At 58.1% G+C, this 14,866-nt stretch carries 16 protein-coding genes; 8 read left to right on the top strand and 8 right to left on the bottom strand.

Translation table 11 applies throughout. From position 1 onward, the window contains the following. The first annotated feature begins 54 nt into the window (after nt 1–54). From HY17_RS05505 to HY17_RS19865, 5 genes are read left to right on the top strand one after another with little or no spacing between them, the layout of a single operon-like run. Complete coding sequence (locus tag HY17_RS05505; RefSeq protein WP_034763876.1) at nt 55–1,194, top strand: DUF2891 domain-containing protein; 1,140 nt, start codon at nt 55–57, stop codon at nt 1,192–1,194. Then, a complete protein-coding gene (locus HY17_RS05500) occupies nt 1,191–2,399 on the top strand; it encodes an Nramp family divalent metal transporter (RefSeq protein ID WP_034763871.1) in 1,209 nt (402 codons plus the stop codon). The genes HY17_RS05505 and HY17_RS05500 overlap by 4 nt, the downstream gene beginning before the upstream one ends. Continuing rightward, nucleotides 2,396–3,151, top strand: a complete 756-nt coding sequence (gene pxpA / locus HY17_RS05495; protein ID WP_034763869.1) for a 5-oxoprolinase subunit PxpA — start codon at nt 2,396–2,398, stop codon at nt 3,149–3,151. The genes HY17_RS05500 and pxpA overlap by 4 nt, the downstream gene beginning before the upstream one ends. A gap of 3 nt (nt 3,152–3,154) precedes the next feature. Beyond that, nucleotides 3,155–3,787 (top strand): allophanate hydrolase subunit 1, encoded by a 633-nt coding sequence (locus HY17_RS05490; protein WP_051599735.1) that lies wholly within the window; start codon nt 3,155–3,157, stop codon nt 3,785–3,787. Nucleotide 3,788: 1 nt separating this feature from the next. Beyond that, nucleotides 3,789–4,718: a biotin-dependent carboxyltransferase family protein gene (locus HY17_RS19865; RefSeq protein ID WP_081812997.1), complete on the top strand. Its 930-nt coding sequence runs from the start codon at nt 3,789–3,791 to the stop codon at nt 4,716–4,718. Here the strand turns inward: HY17_RS19865 and ccoS are convergent. From ccoS to ccoN, 8 genes are read right to left on the bottom strand one after another with little or no spacing between them, the layout of a single operon-like run. After that, the gene (gene ccoS, locus HY17_RS05480; RefSeq protein WP_034763866.1) at nt 4,715–4,864 is read right to left on the bottom strand and encodes a cbb3-type cytochrome oxidase assembly protein CcoS; all 150 of its coding nucleotides are present in this window, start codon (nt 4,862–4,864) and stop codon (nt 4,715–4,717) included. The genes HY17_RS19865 and ccoS overlap by 4 nt on opposite strands. Before the next feature lies 1 nt (nt 4,865). Then, nucleotides 4,866–7,082: a heavy metal translocating P-type ATPase gene (locus HY17_RS05475; RefSeq protein WP_051599733.1), complete on the bottom strand. Its 2,217-nt coding sequence runs from the start codon at nt 7,080–7,082 to the stop codon at nt 4,866–4,868. Beyond that, a complete protein-coding gene (locus tag HY17_RS19235; protein ID WP_051599732.1) occupies nt 7,079–7,588 on the bottom strand; it encodes a FixH family protein in 510 nt (169 codons plus the stop codon). The genes HY17_RS05475 and HY17_RS19235 overlap by 4 nt, the downstream gene beginning before the upstream one ends. Then, nucleotides 7,588–9,033, bottom strand: coding sequence for a cytochrome c oxidase accessory protein CcoG (gene ccoG / locus HY17_RS05465; protein WP_034763862.1), 1,446 nt, complete (start codon nt 9,031–9,033; stop codon nt 7,588–7,590). The genes HY17_RS19235 and ccoG overlap by 1 nt, the downstream gene beginning before the upstream one ends. 34 nt (nt 9,034–9,067) lie before the next feature. Further along, a complete protein-coding gene (gene ccoP, locus HY17_RS05460) occupies nt 9,068–9,955 on the bottom strand; it encodes a cytochrome-c oxidase, cbb3-type subunit III (RefSeq protein ID WP_034763857.1) in 888 nt (295 codons plus the stop codon). After that, complete coding sequence (locus HY17_RS05455) at nt 9,948–10,109, bottom strand: cbb3-type cytochrome c oxidase subunit 3 (protein ID WP_034763853.1); 162 nt, start codon at nt 10,107–10,109, stop codon at nt 9,948–9,950. Before HY17_RS05455 ends, ccoP begins: the two co-directional genes overlap by 8 nt. Before the next feature lie 11 nt (nt 10,110–10,120). Next, nucleotides 10,121–10,888: a cytochrome-c oxidase, cbb3-type subunit II gene (ccoO, locus tag HY17_RS05450; protein ID WP_034763848.1), complete on the bottom strand. Its 768-nt coding sequence runs from the start codon at nt 10,886–10,888 to the stop codon at nt 10,121–10,123. An 11-nt stretch (nt 10,889–10,899) separates the two neighbouring features. Next, the gene (gene ccoN, locus HY17_RS05445) at nt 10,900–12,450 is read right to left on the bottom strand and encodes a cytochrome-c oxidase, cbb3-type subunit I (protein WP_197020232.1); all 1,551 of its coding nucleotides are present in this window, start codon (nt 12,448–12,450) and stop codon (nt 10,900–10,902) included. Between the two features lie 269 nt (nt 12,451–12,719). On the opposite strand from ccoN, the gene HY17_RS05440 reads away from it, so the two are divergent. From HY17_RS05440 to HY17_RS05430, 3 genes are read left to right on the top strand one after another with little or no spacing between them, the layout of a single operon-like run. Continuing rightward, nucleotides 12,720–12,986 carry a hypothetical protein gene (locus tag HY17_RS05440; protein ID WP_034763844.1) on the top strand — a complete coding sequence of 89 codons (267 nt, stop codon included), beginning with the start codon at nt 12,720–12,722 and terminating at the stop codon, nt 12,984–12,986. Between the two features lie 55 nt (nt 12,987–13,041). After that, complete coding sequence (locus HY17_RS05435) at nt 13,042–14,193, top strand: PAS domain-containing sensor histidine kinase (protein WP_034763842.1); 1,152 nt, start codon at nt 13,042–13,044, stop codon at nt 14,191–14,193. Further along, entirely contained in the window at nt 14,190–14,822 is a 633-nt protein-coding gene (locus tag HY17_RS05430) for a response regulator transcription factor (protein WP_034763839.1), read from the top strand. Before HY17_RS05435 ends, HY17_RS05430 begins: the two co-directional genes overlap by 4 nt. The last annotated feature ends 44 nt before the right edge of the window (nt 14,823–14,866 follow it).

The following is a 14,866-nucleotide window of genomic DNA, read 5'->3' as shown; positions in this document are numbered from 1 at the left end:
TGCGCTGTCCTGCCTGTTACGCAGGATGCTTCAAGTCATGTTCAGGGGGTCAAGATGATCGGAAGACTGGCCGCATGTATGGTTGTGGTGGCAGGGCTCGCGGCGTGTGCACCTGCGCCCGAGGAGGAGAAGCCCGCCGTGACACAGCCTGCCACAGAGCTGCCGGAACCAAGGGAAGGGGTTGCGACAGATCGCTTCGCTCGCCTCGCGCTTGCCTGCGTACACAAGGAATATCCGAACAAGATCGGTCATCTACTGAATTCGGATGCCGACGTCGACGCACCGCGCGATCTCTATCCGGCATTTTATGGTTGTTTCGACTGGCACTCCTCGGTCCACGGCCACTGGCTACTGGTGCGTATCCTGAACACGGATCCGGAAACGCCCTACCACGATACGATCATCAAGGCCCTGTCGCAGAGCTTCACACCGGAGAACATCGCCGGCGAACTCGCTTACTTTGAGGCGCCTGACCGAAAGAGTTTCGAGCGTCCCTATGGCCAGGCCTGGTTTCTCCAGCTGATGAGTGAGCTGCGCGAAGCTGACTTCCCGGAGGCGGCTACATGGATCGAAACCCTATCGCCACTCGAAGACCTGATCGAGAAAAACACCTCTGACTGGCTCGACAAACTGGTCTATCCCATACGTATTGGCACCCATAACCAAACAGCCTTCGCCTTCGGCCTGATGCTCGACTGGGCCGACACGGCAGAGCGGATGCCGTTTCGTGAAAAACTCTCCGCGAAAGTGCTGGGCTTTTATGAGAAGGACGTGAACTGCCCGCTCTCCTACGAGCCATCGGGCGAGGACTTCCTCTCGCCCTGCCTGATGGAAGCTGACGTCATGCGCCGTGTGATGGGTACAGAGCAATACGCCGCCTGGCTCAGCCTGTTCCTGCCGCAAATACCGGTAAATGGCGGCGCCGACTGGCTGGAGCCCGGCATGGTTCTGGATCCGTCTGACGGTAAGCTGGTGCACCTCGATGGTGTGAACCTCTCCCGCGCCTGGGCGCTGGAGGGCATCGCCTCGGCTCTTCCGGAAAGTGACCCGCGCCGAACCGCGTTGCTGGCCGCCGCAGCCCGCCACAAGGAGACTGGCATCGCTGCGGTAAGCGACACGCACTATTCTGGTGGTCACTGGCTGGCAAGCTTTGCGACCTATCTTGAAACACGGCGAGGCATTCGCAGCGAATGAAGCTTTCCGTCGGCCCCGGAGCGCTCGTTGCCGCGGCCTTCATCGGTCCGGGTACGGTCACAGCCTGTACGCTTGCCGGCGCAAACTTCGGCTATGCCCTGATCTGGGCACTCGTCTTCGCGACGTTTGCCACGATGATCTTGCAGGACATGGCCGCGCGGCTGGGCATTGCGGGCGGTATGGGGCTCGGCGACGCGCTGGTCGCGCCAGGAACGCCCGCAATTCTGAAATGGCTTTCGGTTGTGCTGGTTCTGGCAGCACTGGCGCTAGGCAATGCGGCCTATGAGGCAGGCAACCTGTCCGGCGGAGCTCTGGGAGCTGGGGCCGCGTTCGGCTGGCCTCCGAATGTGCAACGCCTCATCGTGTGGGGGCTGGCGTTACTTGCTGCCTTGTTCCTGCTCATTGGACGATACAAGCTTTTGGAACGACTGCTTGTTGGCCTCGTCCTTCTCATGAGCGTCGCCTTTGCGGGCAGTCTCATTCTCGTCCGTCCGGATTTCGGCGCGTTGGTCGGCGGTCTTAGGCCCAGTTTGCCGGAAGGTAGCCTGCTGACAGCAATCGCCCTGATCGGTACGACTATCGTGCCTTACAACCTTTTCCTGCACGCTGCCTCTGTGCGGGAGAAATGGCCGGATGGAGGGGAAGGGGCCCTGAATGCAGCGAGCGCAGACACGCGGCTTTCCATCGGCTTCGGCGGCCTCATCTCCATTCTTGTCCTCGCAACAGCGGCGGGCAGTCTCTTCGGTTCCGGTGTGACCATCCACAGTGCGGCGGATATGGCAGCGAGCCTCGAGCCAGCCTACGGCTCCGCGGCGCGCCTGCTGGTCGGTACAGGCCTGTTCGCTGCGGGGCTCTCCTCTGCGGTTACCGCGCCGCTCGCCACCGCCTATGCAGTCTGCGAGGTCACGCGTTTGCCGAGGACGGGCGCCGCGTTCCGCGCCATCTCGCTTGGTATCCTTGCCATTGGCACATTGATCGCTTCGCTGGGCTTGAAGCCTGTCAGTCTGATCCTCATTGCGCAGGTGGCGAACGGGATCTTGTTGCCCATCATCGCCATTTTCCTGATTGTGACCATGAACCGCAAGTCGATCCTCGGTACCCACGTCAATGGTTGGGCGAGTAACTTGCTCGGCGGCGGCGTTGTGCTGATCGCGGCAGGCTTTGGCCTCCGCCTCATCATGCGGGCCCTGGGAGTCTGGCCATGAGCAAGTTCATTTGTCTAAACGCCGACGTGGGTGAATTGCCGGGCAACGAAGGCCGGGCTCTGGACCGGGCAATTCTGGACGTCGTCACACGTTGCAGCATCGCCTGCGGCGGGCACGCCGGAGATACGGAAACGATGACTTCTACCGTTAGCGCGGCCCGCGACCTGGCAGTGCGCATTGGTGCGCATCCCTCATACCCCGATAGGGAAGGGTTTGGCCGTTCACGTATGAATCTGAGTGACAATGATCTCGCGAGTACGCTTCTGGCCCAGGTTCGAACGCTTCAGGCAATTGCTTCGGAGTTTAATGCCGATGTGGCGCACTTGAAGCCGCATGGGGCACTATACAATGACGCCGCCAAAAGCGAGGCGCTCGCGGAAATAGTGGTTTCCATCTGTCTGGACACCAAGATCCCGGAATTGATCGGCCCGCCTGGGTCGGCCTTGCATCATAAAGCACAGCAGGCCGGAGTCTCTTTTGTTGCAGAAGCATTTGCGGACAGGTCTTACGAAGCAGATGGCAGACTTACTCCGAGAACTGAGGAAGGCGCAGTCATCACAGACGAAGCCCGGCAACTGGATCAGGTGTTCAGTCTTGTAGAATCTGGGTCGGTGAATGCTCGTACCGGCGAGCGCATCGCCGTGCCTGCGCAAACCATTTGCCTGCATGGAGACACACCAGGCGCGGCACGCTCTGCGTTGCTATTGAAGAAAGCGCTCCTGGAGCGTGGTGTATCTATAAAGGCGCAATAGGAAATGAAGGATTTCCAGATCTTCCTCATTGGTGACGATGCCGTTGCCGTGCAGCCGTCAGACCGGATCGTCAGACACCCGCTTGCGCGGTCCCTCCGTTCGTCCGGCGAATGGGTCGATGTTGTGCCGGGCAAGGAGATTGTTGCTGCGCAATTCAATCCGGCTTCTCTCTCGCCGAAGGATGCTGTTCGACGCATGGAAGCCTGGCTTGAAGGTTTTCATGCCGATTCCGATCAGGAAGGGGAGGTGGTGGATCTGCACCTCGATACGTCCAGTCCCAATGCACTTGATCTTGAACATCTGGCGGCCAGCAATGAGCTTTCACCAGCGGCATTTCTTGAAAAGGTCACGCAAAGCGACCTTGTCGTCGATATGCTCGGATTTACACCGGGTTTTGCCTACGTCGAAGGTTTGGATCCGGTCTTGAAAGCTGAACGTCTTGCAGTTCCCCGGCAGAGGGTGGCGGCAGGATCCGTTGGTCTGCTCCAGGGGCAACTGGGTCTTTACGGGCTTTCCGGTCCCGGGGGGTGGCCAATCATTGGGCGGCTGACGAACAGATTGTTCGACCTGCATCGCGAGCGTCCGTTCCTTTTAACTGAAGGCACGCGTGTCCGCCTGAACCTGATGGGACGCTGATATGAGCTTTGAAGTTCTGAAGCCCGGTATCCAGGCAACATTGCAAGCGGCTCCCAGACGACAAATGCGCCACTTCGGTGTACCAGCATCGGGACCAGCTGATCCGCTTTCCATGGCACTCGCCAACAAGCTGGTTGGCAATGCGGTTGATGAATGTGCGCTCGAATGTCCGCTCGGAATGGTATCCCTCAAGGCAAGGACAGACTGTTCAATTGCGATTACTGGTGCCCAGGTGGCGGCGCACATTGGAAACCGCGGCGTTGGAATGCATCGGACTCTCGTTGTGATGGCAGGAGAGACAATTACGATTGGAGCGCCTGAGGCCGGCGCCAGAGTATACCTCGCGGTTGCCGGTGGATTTGCAGGTGACGAATTTCTCGGAAGCCGCTCCACCTGTTTACCAGCTGGATTTGGTGGGCTGGCTGGGCGAGCGTTGAAGACTGGGGATATTATCAGTACAAATACCATACCTATTGCGCCCAGCGCGCTGGAAACGCCCGACAGAATGCAGCAAGAATTCCAGCACAGTTATGCGCTGAGATGTGTTCCGGGGCCGGATGCAGACAAGATTGCAGGTTGGGAAGCGCATCAGGATTTCGTCGCAACCCGCCGCGCAGACCGGACTGGAATTGAAATCTCTGGATCATGGCCCAAGCCAGACCAAGCCGCGATGAAGGCAAGCTCGCCCGTCTTTCCCGGTGCCGTACAGTTGACGCCAGCAGGCGCGGCATTCGTATTGCTTCCGGATGCACAGACGACGGGCGGCTATCCACACATCTTGCAAGTGGCCCGCGTGGACCGGCATCTGTTAGGACAAATCCGTCCTGGGGAGCGCATTCATTTCCTGCTCAGGAGTCCAGACGACGCAGCCAGGGAACTGCGCGAAAAATTGGAATTTTTCTGGGACTGGCTACCGGACCTGATGCTCTAGAGCGGTTTATCCTCATCAATGAGGATGCGGTTTGCAGAACCGGCAGGGTCATCGAACTGACCGGTGCGCACAGACCAGATAAACGCCCCAAGACCTAAGAGGCCCATGAACAGTGCGATCGGGATGAGAAAGAGAATGCCGCTCAAATCACTTTCCTTCCGTAAAAGCAGCCAGTCTGATGGCATTCAGGGATACAGCCACAGATGAAAAGGACATGGCAAGCGCTGCAACCAGCGGCGTTGCATGCCCTGTTACGGCAATCGGTATGGCTACCAGATTGTACAGCGCTGCAAATGTGAAGTTTTCGAGCATCACGTTGCGCGTCCGTTTCGAAATTTTCAGCAATACCGGCAGTGAGGAAATTCCCCCTGAATAGACAGCATCACTTGCGGCCTGGCTGATATCAATGGCCGTGCCTGGCGTAACTGACGCATGGGCCAATGAGAGTGCCCCGGCATCATTGAGGCCATCGCCCACCATGAGGACTTTGTGTCCCTGGTCGCGAAGGGTTTCGAGACGGGCGGCCTTTTCCTGCGGGGATGCCGCAGATGTGTAGTCTGACACGCCAAGCTCGCGGGCAACTTCGGACACCCGGTCTTCTGTGTCGCCGGATAGTATCTCCGTCTGATAGCCGGCAGCTTCAAGTGTCTTGATCGCTTCATCGGTTCCCGGAATCAGGCGGTCTGCAAACTCCAGCGCGATGGGCATTTCATCACCGCGCTGGAGATACAGGTTGCGCGTGTGCGAAGCATCCTGGTTCAAACCAACCCAGCGACCGGACCCAAGGCGCCAAAGCTGACCTTCAATGGTTGCTTCCAGTCCACAACCGGGAATTTCTTTCACATTCGGTGCGACAGGCCCCGGTCCTGCGGCGTCCGAAATGGCGCGAGACAGTGGATGACGACTGGATCTCGCCAACAGGGCGGCGTCTGCGATGGTATTTTCGTCGGTTTCCTCACTGAGTTGGGGAATGCCCAAAGACAAAGTCCCGGTTTTATCCAACACGATCCGGTCAACTGAAGCGAAACGCTCAAGGGCGTCCCCGGATTTCAGGAATATGCCCAGCTGGAACAATTTGCCGGCGGCAACGACATGCGCGACTGGTGCGGCAAGCGCGAGGGCGCAAGGGCAGGTGATGATGAGCGTGGAAACCGCAATCAGAATGGATTCCCGGAACCCTGCGCCCGCCAGCATCCAACCGATAAAAGTAAGTGCCGCCGCAGAGTGAACGAAAGGCACGTAGAGGGCGACCGCCTTGTCCGCGATCTTGCGATAGGCAGACCGTCTTTGTTCTCCAGCATCCAGCATTCGGCCAATGTCGGCGAGCAGGGAATCTGAAGCCCGAGATAGGGCTTTGGCCTGCACCGGACCAGACAAATTGACTGCGCCGGCGTATATCCGCATGCCTTTTGACAGAACATGCGGGGCGCTTTCCCCGGTCACCAGGCTTTCGTCGAGTTCGCAAAACTCATCAGAGAGTGCCATATCGACGACCGCCCGTTCACCCTGGGACAGCAGGATCGTGTCGCCAGGGGCCACAACGCCGGGGTTCACCTTGATCGCATTTCCATCGCAATCGATCCGCGTAACGGCGCGGTTGGATATGCCGGCCAGATCATTTGCAGCAGAACAGGCCCGCCGACGGACACGAGCTTCTAGAAAGCGGCCGATCAAGAGGAAGAAGATGAGCATGGCAGCGGCGTCGAAATACGCGTGCTCTCCACCGCGAATGGTTTCTACGACGCTGACCGTGAAGGCCAGGGTGATCGCGAGAGAAATCGGAACATCCATATTCGCTCGCCCGCGTTTCAGCACAGACCAGGCGGAACGGAAGAAGGGCCTGCCGGAGAACGCAACCGCCGGAAGTGCGATCACACCGGATATGGCATGCATGATTTGTTTCGTGTTGGATCCCATCTCTCCGGCGCCGGCCCAGACTGACACTGAGAGCAGCATGATGTTTGCAGCAGCAAAGGCCGCGACGCCCATGGCCAGCAGAAGTTCACGCTCTTCCTTGCGCTGGACCTCGTCCGCATCCGTTTCGGCGGCGGCGCTGACGCCGTAGCCCAGACCAGAAACTGTTTCCGCGATCTCTGAAGCGGGCAGGGGGCCCTGCCAGGTGATGTCGAACTTTCCCGTCGAAAGGTTCAGTCGCGCTTCTGAGACACCCTCCAGCGCCCCGACAGACTTCTCGATCTTGGCGAGGCATCCAGCGCACTTTGCGCCGGACACATGAAGTTCTAGATGCTGGGATTTGCCATTTTTCTGCACAAATGCAGACAGGCCCGCAAATGGCGACTCCTGTTCTGGTGTGTCGCCGAGGGACCAGTCTCGCGTATGAGCGAGGACGTCCGACGTGCTCATGGGATGATCAGCTTCTTGCTCGCTACAAACTCAACCTCATCCGTACCATAAGGCACAATGGCTTGCACGCGTGCTTCCCAGACGCCTTTGTCGAGCAGAGAGATGTCAGCAAAATAATCGCCATCCATGCCGCGCTGAAGGTCGATTGGCACGTCTTCAGCACCGGTCACGGTGCGGCGCAACTGGGCCTCGATATCCTGCGCAGGCAGCGGAGATCCGTCGATATCGAGGAACCGGACCACCAAACGGTCTCCGGTCTCTGTTGGCGTCAGGCCGATCTGGGCAGACCAGCCCTGTTCTTCCTGAATCCGGCGGGCAGAGATCGCTTCGTTGTAGTGAAGCCCTTGCAGGTAGGATTTCTGCTCATCCTCACCCGGGAAGGAGCTGAGCGCCGCCCAGAGAAAGATGCCGTTCACAATGAACATGAAGCCAAAGAAGGCGCACAGCAGCATGAAAACATGCCAGCCCGTGAGCCGGAAAGGTTTGGGAGTTGCAGTCACAGGCATCAGTTGCCTCCCTGAACAAAGACGGCAGCCGCATCTTCCACTTCACCGGTCTCGGTATCCCGGACAAGGACGGTGTAGTCCACACGTGGAGATGTATCATCAGAACTGCGGGTTACCAGCATACGGAACCTGGAAACGCCGTGGCCGTTGAGATCCAGCTCGACTGTACCGTCACTTTCGGTCTCGAGGCCAACCATCTGAAGTGTTGCGCCGTCGAGACCTTCGATTTCGATCGCCACATGGCGTTTGGAGGCGGCCTTGTTGACCAGTTTCAGCGTGTAACCGTTACGGATATCGCCATCAGAAAGGCGAACAAATGGCGGGGAGCGATCCTTCAGGACGTTCACCTCAAAGGTCGACTTGTTGAAGTACCCAAAGCCAACCATTGAGGCGATGATCAGCATCAGTGCTGCATACAGCATGGTACGCACACGAAAGATCTTGTAGGTCGGCTTACGGCCTGCCGCACGGTCCGCGACCGCAACGTCAGTATCGTACGCGATCAGACCTGTCGGGCGGCCGATCTTTTTCATGATATCGTCGCAGGCATCGATGCAGAGCGCGCAGTGAATGCACTCAAGCTGAGCGCCATCGCGGATGTCTATCCCCATTGGGCAAACCTGCACGCATTGCTTGCAGTCGATGCAATCGCCGCGGCCTTCCCAGCTTTCGTTCTTGCGGTGCGGTCCGCGAGGTTCCCCGCGGTCGAACCGATAGGTCACGTTCAGCGCGTTCTCATCCGTCAGGGCACCCTGGATGCGAGGCCATGGACACATGTATGTGCAGACCTGTTCGCGCATCCAGCCTGCCAGGAAGTAGGTCGTGAAGGTCAGGATCCCGGCAAAGAAATAGGCTGTCAGCGGAGCTTCGCCGGTAAACCACCCCTTCGCCACCGTCGGCGCGTCGTGCCAGTAGAGCACAAACGCACCACCGGTCCAGAACGCGATGACGAGCCAGATGATGTGCTTGCCAATCTTCCGCCAGGCCTTGTTGAAAGACCATGGCTGTGCGTCGAGCCGCATGCGAGCGGCTCGGTCGCCCTCGAATGCCCGCTCGACCCAGATGTAGAGGTCGGTCCAGACGGTCTGAGGGCAGGTATACCCACACCAAGCCCGCCCGAATAGCGAAGTAACCAGGAACAGGCCGAGCGCGCCAATGATCAGCAGGCCAGCCAGATAATAGAGCTCCTGCGGCCAAATTTCGAACCAGAAGAAGTAAAACTTTTCACCATCGAAATCTGCAAGAACTGCCTGATCCGGAATGCCTTCGCCTCGTGGCCAGCGGATCCAGGGCAGGACGTAATAGATGCCCAGGGTGACAGCCATCACGATCCACTTGACCATCCGAAACTTGCCATGGGCGAGTTTCGGGTAGATCTGCTTCCGGCCCTCATAGAGCGACGGAGGCGTCTCGTTTGACTTCGTGTGATCGATGACAGTCGTCATTACCCGGGCACCAATATACTTTTGTTACTGAACTTTACTCGCCGCCACCAAGGGAGTGCACGTAGACAGCCAGAGCCTTGATGGTAGCATCGTCGAGACGACCCTGCCATGCGGGCATGTGGGAGTTACGAGCATTGGTGATGGTGGCACGGATGTCGTCCGGGCTCGAACCATAGAGCCATTCAGCATCCGTGAGGTTCGGCGCACCGACATCTCGGGAGCCTTCAGCATCCATGCCATGACAGCTCGCGCAATTCGTGAGGAAGAGTTCATCCCCGCGAGCCACCGCTGCCGCATTTGCCTCATGACCACTGACACTGAGAACATACTGAACCAAATCATCGATCTGAGAAGACGTCAGCAGGCTATCGCGGCCAAAGGCTGGCATTGCAGAGAACCGGGTATCCGGGTCTTCTTCATGGCGAATACCATGGCGAAGCGTCTGCTCGATGCCATCCAGCGTGCCGTCCCAAAGCCAGACATCGTCTGCCAGCATCGGGTAGCCCTTGGCGCCGCGGCCACCAGAGCCGTGGCAGGTTGCACAGTTGTCGCCGAAGGCACTTTCACCCATGGCCATCGCGAACTGCTGCAGATCCAGGTTGTTTTGAATGTCCTGCAGCGATGCATCCAGCAGCTGAGCCGAAGCGGCGCTGCGTTCAGCGTGAAGCGAAGCGACACTTTCGGCCACCGCATCGCGGTCAGACATTCCGAGCACTCCGGGAGTGTTCCGGCCACCCATACCTGGAAGCGACGGCAGGGCTGGCATGGCGATCATGTAGAGGATCGCCCAGAATATCGTGCCATACCAAATATACAGCCACCAGCGGGGAAGGGGATTGTTCAGCTCCTTGATGCCGTCCCAGGAATGGCCGGTTGTTTCCACACCGGACAGGGCGTCGATTTCCTTGTCGGTCTCACTCATCTCCAGGTTCCCCTTCATCGAGCGGCCAATGAGCCGCTGCTTGGAATTTTTCCTTGTTTGATGGCCACAGCGCATATGCGACCGCGACAGCAAACATCAGAACGAAGAAGCCCAGGCCCCATGTCTGGGCAAATTTTGACAGAATCTCATACATGGCCCTGCTCCTTACCTGCGGTTGTCCAGATCGTCGGCTTCATAGGTGGAGAAGTCCACCAGTGTGCCGACCATCTGAAGGTAAGCGACAAGCGCATCGAGTTCGGTGACCTTTTCCGGGTTGCCGTCATAGTCAGCGATCCGGACCGTGCCTTCACGACCTGCAGCTTCCTCATAACGGGCCACGAGCGCATCCTGTGCGTCATAGTCCGCATCGGGATCAGCCTGGGCGATCAGGTCGGCCTGAGCGTTCTCGATCATTTCGTCGGTGTACGGAACCCCTTCAAAGCGAAGTGCCTTGAGGTGGTCGTCAATCGTTTCGAAATGCAGTGTATTGTCCGCTAGAAAGGCGTACGGCGGCATGACCGATTCAGGCACCATGGACTGAGGATCTTTCAGGTGATCCACGTGCCATGTGTCCGAATACTTGCCGCCGACGCGGGCAAGGTCCGGTCCGGTCCGCTTCGAGCCCCACTGGAACGGGTGGTCATACATGCTTTCCGCCGCCAGAGAGTAGTGGCCGTAACGCTCCACTTCGTCCCGCAACGGCCGCACCATCTGCGAGTGGCAGACATAGCAGCCCTCACGGATGTAGACATTGCGGCCAGCAAGTTCGAGCGGCGTGTACGGACGCATCCCCTCAACTTTCTCGATCGTGTTCTCGAGATAGAAAAGCGGTGCGATTTCCACGATCCCGCCGATGGCAACAGTAACCAGGATGCCAAGCGTGAGAGCCAGAGAGTGACGCTCAAGCGTTTCGTGCTTTTTCATCAAGCCCATCAGTAAGTCTCCTATTCAGCGGGCTGGAGCGTCGCGGCGGCCGGTGCATCGACGGGACGGGTGCCTTCAGCGGCAGCGCCGTGGCCGAGAGCCGTGCGGACGAGGTTGTAGGCCATGATCAGCGCACCCGTGAGGTACAGGCCGCCACCCAGGGCGCGGATGATGTAGCTGATGTGCTTGGCTTCGACAGTTTCAACGAAGCTGTACTCAAGGAAGCCGTATTCATTGTATGCACGCCACATCAGGCCTTCGAGGATACCGGCGAAGTACATCGCAACGATGTAAAAAAGGATGCCGATGGTCGCGAGCCAGAAGTGCCATTCGACAAGCTTCAGCGAATAGAGCGACGGACGTTTCCACAGCCACTGCGTTGCACAGTAAAGCGCACCGAAGGAGATGAAGCCGACCCAGCCCATCGAACCCGAGTGTACGTGGGCGATGCCCCACTCGGTGTAGTGCGACAGAGCGTTGACGGCCCGGACACTCATCAGCGGCCCTTCGAAGGTCGACATGCCGTAGAAGGCGAGGGCGACGACCATCATCCGGACAACCGGGTCAGTCCGCAGACGGTCCCATGCACCAGACAGCGTCATCACGCCGTTGATCATGCCGCCCCAGCTGGGCATCCACAACATTACCGAGAAGGTCATGCCCAGCGTTTGCGCCCACTGCGGCAGAGCCGTGTAGTGCAGGTGGTGCGGACCAGCCCAGATATAGATGAAGATAAGCGACCAGAAGTGCACGATCGACAGACGATAGGAGTAGACCGGCCGCTGAACCCGCTTCGGAATGAAGTAGTACATGATCGCCAGAAAGCCCGTAGTCAGGAAGAAGCCCACAGCGTTGTGGCCGTACCACCACTGCGTCAGAGCGTCCTGAACCCCTCCGAAGAGCTGGTAGCTCTTGGAACCGGTCAGCGTGACAGGCACTGTGAGGTTGTTCACAATGTGAAGCATCGCGATCGTGACGATGAAGGAGAGATAGAACCAGTTCGCCACATAGATGTGGGGTTCTTTGCGCTTCCAGATCGTACCGAGGAAGACCAGAAGGTAAGCCACCCAGACAATGGTCAGCCAGAGGTCTGCATACCATTCCGGTTCAGCGTATTCTTTGGACTGGGTAACGCCCATCAGATAGCCGGTGCCGGCAATCGCGATGAAGAGGTTGTAGCCCCAGAACACGAACCATGGCCACATGCCGCCAGCCAGGCGAGTCCGGCAGGTGCGCTGGACAACGTAGAAGCTTGTGGCGAGCAGGACGTTGCCGCCGAACGCAAAAATGACCGCTGATGTGTGCAGCGGCCGAAGGCGTCCGAAGTTCGTCCAGCCGAGCTGTTCGAAGTAGAAGATATTGGGGAAGGCCAGTTGGAGGGCGATGATAAGCCCGACCAGGAAACCGGCAATGCCCCAGAACATTGAAGCGGTGACACCGAATTTTACAATCGTGTCTTCGTAGATCGTTTGATCGAATGGATCCCGGTCACCCAGGCTGCCCGCCCAGAGCGCCAGTGCCAGAAGCCCCACCACGGCAAGGCCGAGGAAGAGCCAGGCATGTGCGCCCATAAGTGGATCGGCAGCATGGCTGGCGATCAGCAACGCCAGAATGGCGAAGATGCTGGTAAAAGCCGCGACACTGCCAATGCTGGCGAATGCCGAGGACCGTCTTGTTTGTAACGTGCTCACGTTATTGACCCCCTGCGAGTCGTTGGAATTCTGGCGCCTAATTGCCGGTGTCGACTTCGAACCGGTATACGGTAAACTACGGATGGGCTTCGCTGTCGCATCCGCCTAGTTCACAAATCGTATTGGAACATGCCCGAAGGAGCAAACAGATGACCAAATGGCTGATGGCGGGAACAGCCCTTCTCGTGGCCGGTTTGTTGAAGATCTGGCAGCACACAAGCGCTCCAATGACCCTGCAGGACTATCTCGCATTCCGGTGCGGATCCGCGACAGAGGCACATGGCGATTCCTTCCTCACCTTTGCAGGCCATTGCTGGGGGTGTCCGGTAGCAGCGGCAGGGGCAGCGATGGTCGTTTATGCTGCGGTTATGATCATGGCATCGTCGCGTCGTGCTGCGGTGCCGGTTCGCCGATAATCACGATTGGCGCCTCTTCTGGCGTAACGTGACACGGCTTTCGGGACTTTGAATTTTGAGCGATCTTACCGGCGACGCAGTATCAACTGATCTGGAAGCGCTCCAGCTCCATCTGAGGTCCATTCTGGCTTCCGTGCCAGATGGAATGATCGTGATTGACGAGCACGGCAAGATCCTCGCTTTCTCCAGCGCCGCTGAAAAACTCTTCAATTACAAAGTCGAAGACGTCATTGGTCGAGACGTCAGCCTTCTTATGGGCGGGCATGACGAAGCCAACCATCAAACCTACGTCAATAACTATCTCGAGACCGGCAAACGCCACATCATCGGCGTGGGCCGGGTCGTCTCTGCCAAAAGGTCGGACGGCACGATCTTCCCGGTGGACCTGAAAATCGGCGAAGCGAAGGTCGGCGACCATTACCTCTTCACTGCATTCGTCCGCGACCTGTCGGAGCAGCGTCGCAACGAACTTCGCATGCAGGAGATGCAGGCAGAACTGGTCCATTTCTCGCGCATGAGCGCTGTGGGCACGATGGCCTCGGCCCTGGCTCATGAGTTGAACCAGCCCCTGACAGCCGTCGCAAACTACCTCGAGGCAGCCCGGGACTTGCTGGATTCCGATTCGGAGGACGCCGGGGAAATTCTTCATGAAGCATTGGATGAAGCCTCCCGGCAGGCGGTGCGGGCAGGCGAAATTGTCAGAAAGCTGCGCGGCTATGTGTCCCGCGGAGAGATAGATGCGCGATCAGTTCTCCTGGCGCCGATCCTGATCGATTCGATCGCTCTGGCCCGGATATCAGGCGATATGGCGGACATACCGATAGAAAAGGATATAGAGCCGGATCTTGGCGCGGTTCTGGTGGACCCGATTCAGGTTCAGCAAGTCGCAATCAATCTCCTGCGCAATGCTGCTGAAGCCCTGAATGGCGTGACGGCACCGAAGATGCGGGTAAGTGCGAAAAAGGGTCCGGATTCGTTTATTACCGTGGAGGTTTGCGACAATGGCCCCGGTATGTCCGAAGAGGTTCGAAAAACGCTCTTCAAACCATTCATGACATCAAAGTCCCAAGGCATGGGGCTCGGCCTGTCCATTTGTCAGACAATCGTTGAGGCGCATGGTGGGAAGATCGAAGCTGTTCCTGCGGAGGAAGGTGGGACGTGTTTTCGGTTCACACTTAGGCGTGATACCGCTAGTGCATCTTCATGAGTGAACAAAAACTGATACACCTCGTCGACGACGATGACGCTGTGCGGCATTCGGCAAGCTTCATGCTGCGACATGCGGGGTTTGCCGTAAAAACCTACGCCGATGGCGTGGCCTTTCTCGAAGTTGCAGAAGAGGCGGCCGCAGGCTGCATTTTGCTGGATGTTCAAATGCCACGAATGGATGGGCTTGAAGTTCAGGAGCAGCTCAACGCTCGCGGTATTGCGATGCCCGTGATCGTTTTGACAGGACACGGCGATGTGAATGTCGCTGTGAAAGCCATGAAAGCCGGCGCTGTCGACTTCGTTGAAAAGCCTTATGAAAAACAAACGCTTGTGGATGCACTTAATCGTGCGTTCCAGCGCCTCGAAGAACGTTCTCAACGGGACCTGCTGGTCGATGAGGCGCGAGGCAAAATCGAACATCTGACCCCACGCGAACGAGAAGTTCTAGAGGGATTGGTGGACGGCCACACGAATAAGTCGATTGCCGACTCACTCGATATCTCTCCGAGAACGGTCGAAATCCATCGGGCCAACCTGATGGAAAAACTGGGGGCCACCAGTCTGTCGGGTGTGCTGCGGATCGCGTTTGCTGCTGGCATCGGATTCGATGGCAAGGTTACGGACTAGTACCTAAAGACAGCATACAAGCCATGCGCCAACATACAGGCTCG

The sequence above is a fragment of the Hyphomonas sp. CY54-11-8 genome, assembly GCF_000682735.1.
In the GTDB taxonomy this organism is placed as follows: Bacteria; Pseudomonadota; Alphaproteobacteria; order Caulobacterales; family Hyphomonadaceae; genus Hyphomonas.
Note: the sequence above shows the minus strand (reverse complement) of the source record. Positions and strands in the feature narration are given on the sequence as shown.

Bases quoted from the DNA above. Each gene is read 5' to 3' on its own strand.
- HY17_RS05475 (WP_051599733.1), bottom strand. From the start codon at position 7,082: ATGAGCACGTCGGACGTCCTCGCTCATACGCGAGACTGGTCCCTCGGC.
- HY17_RS05505 (WP_034763876.1), top strand. From the start codon at position 55: ATGATCGGAAGACTGGCCGCATGTATGGTTGTGGTGGCAGGGCTCGCG.
- HY17_RS05440 (WP_034763844.1), top strand. From the start codon at position 12,720: ATGACCAAATGGCTGATGGCGGGAACAGCCCTTCTCGTGGCCGGTTTG.
- HY17_RS05455 (WP_034763853.1), bottom strand. From the start codon at position 10,109: ATGTATGAGATTCTGTCAAAATTTGCCCAGACATGGGGCCTGGGCTTC.
- ccoG (WP_034763862.1), bottom strand. From the start codon at position 9,033: ATGACGACTGTCATCGATCACACGAAGTCAAACGAGACGCCTCCGTCG.
- HY17_RS05490 (WP_051599735.1), top strand. From the start codon at position 3,155: ATGAAGGATTTCCAGATCTTCCTCATTGGTGACGATGCCGTTGCCGTG.
- ccoN (WP_197020232.1), bottom strand. From the start codon at position 12,450: ATGGGCGCACATGCCTGGCTCTTCCTCGGCCTTGCCGTGGTGGGGCTT.
- pxpA (WP_034763869.1), top strand. From the start codon at position 2,396: ATGAGCAAGTTCATTTGTCTAAACGCCGACGTGGGTGAATTGCCGGGC.
- HY17_RS19235 (WP_051599732.1), bottom strand. From the start codon at position 7,588: ATGCCTGTGACTGCAACTCCCAAACCTTTCCGGCTCACGGGCTGGCAT.
- ccoP (WP_034763857.1), bottom strand. From the start codon at position 9,955: ATGAGTGAGACCGACAAGGAAATCGACGCCCTGTCCGGTGTGGAAACA.
- ccoO (WP_034763848.1), bottom strand. From the start codon at position 10,888: ATGGGCTTGATGAAAAAGCACGAAACGCTTGAGCGTCACTCTCTGGCT.
- HY17_RS05430 (WP_034763839.1), top strand. From the start codon at position 14,190: ATGAGTGAACAAAAACTGATACACCTCGTCGACGACGATGACGCTGTG.
- HY17_RS05500 (WP_034763871.1), top strand. From the start codon at position 1,191: ATGAAGCTTTCCGTCGGCCCCGGAGCGCTCGTTGCCGCGGCCTTCATC.
- HY17_RS19865 (WP_081812997.1), top strand. From the start codon at position 3,789: ATGAGCTTTGAAGTTCTGAAGCCCGGTATCCAGGCAACATTGCAAGCG.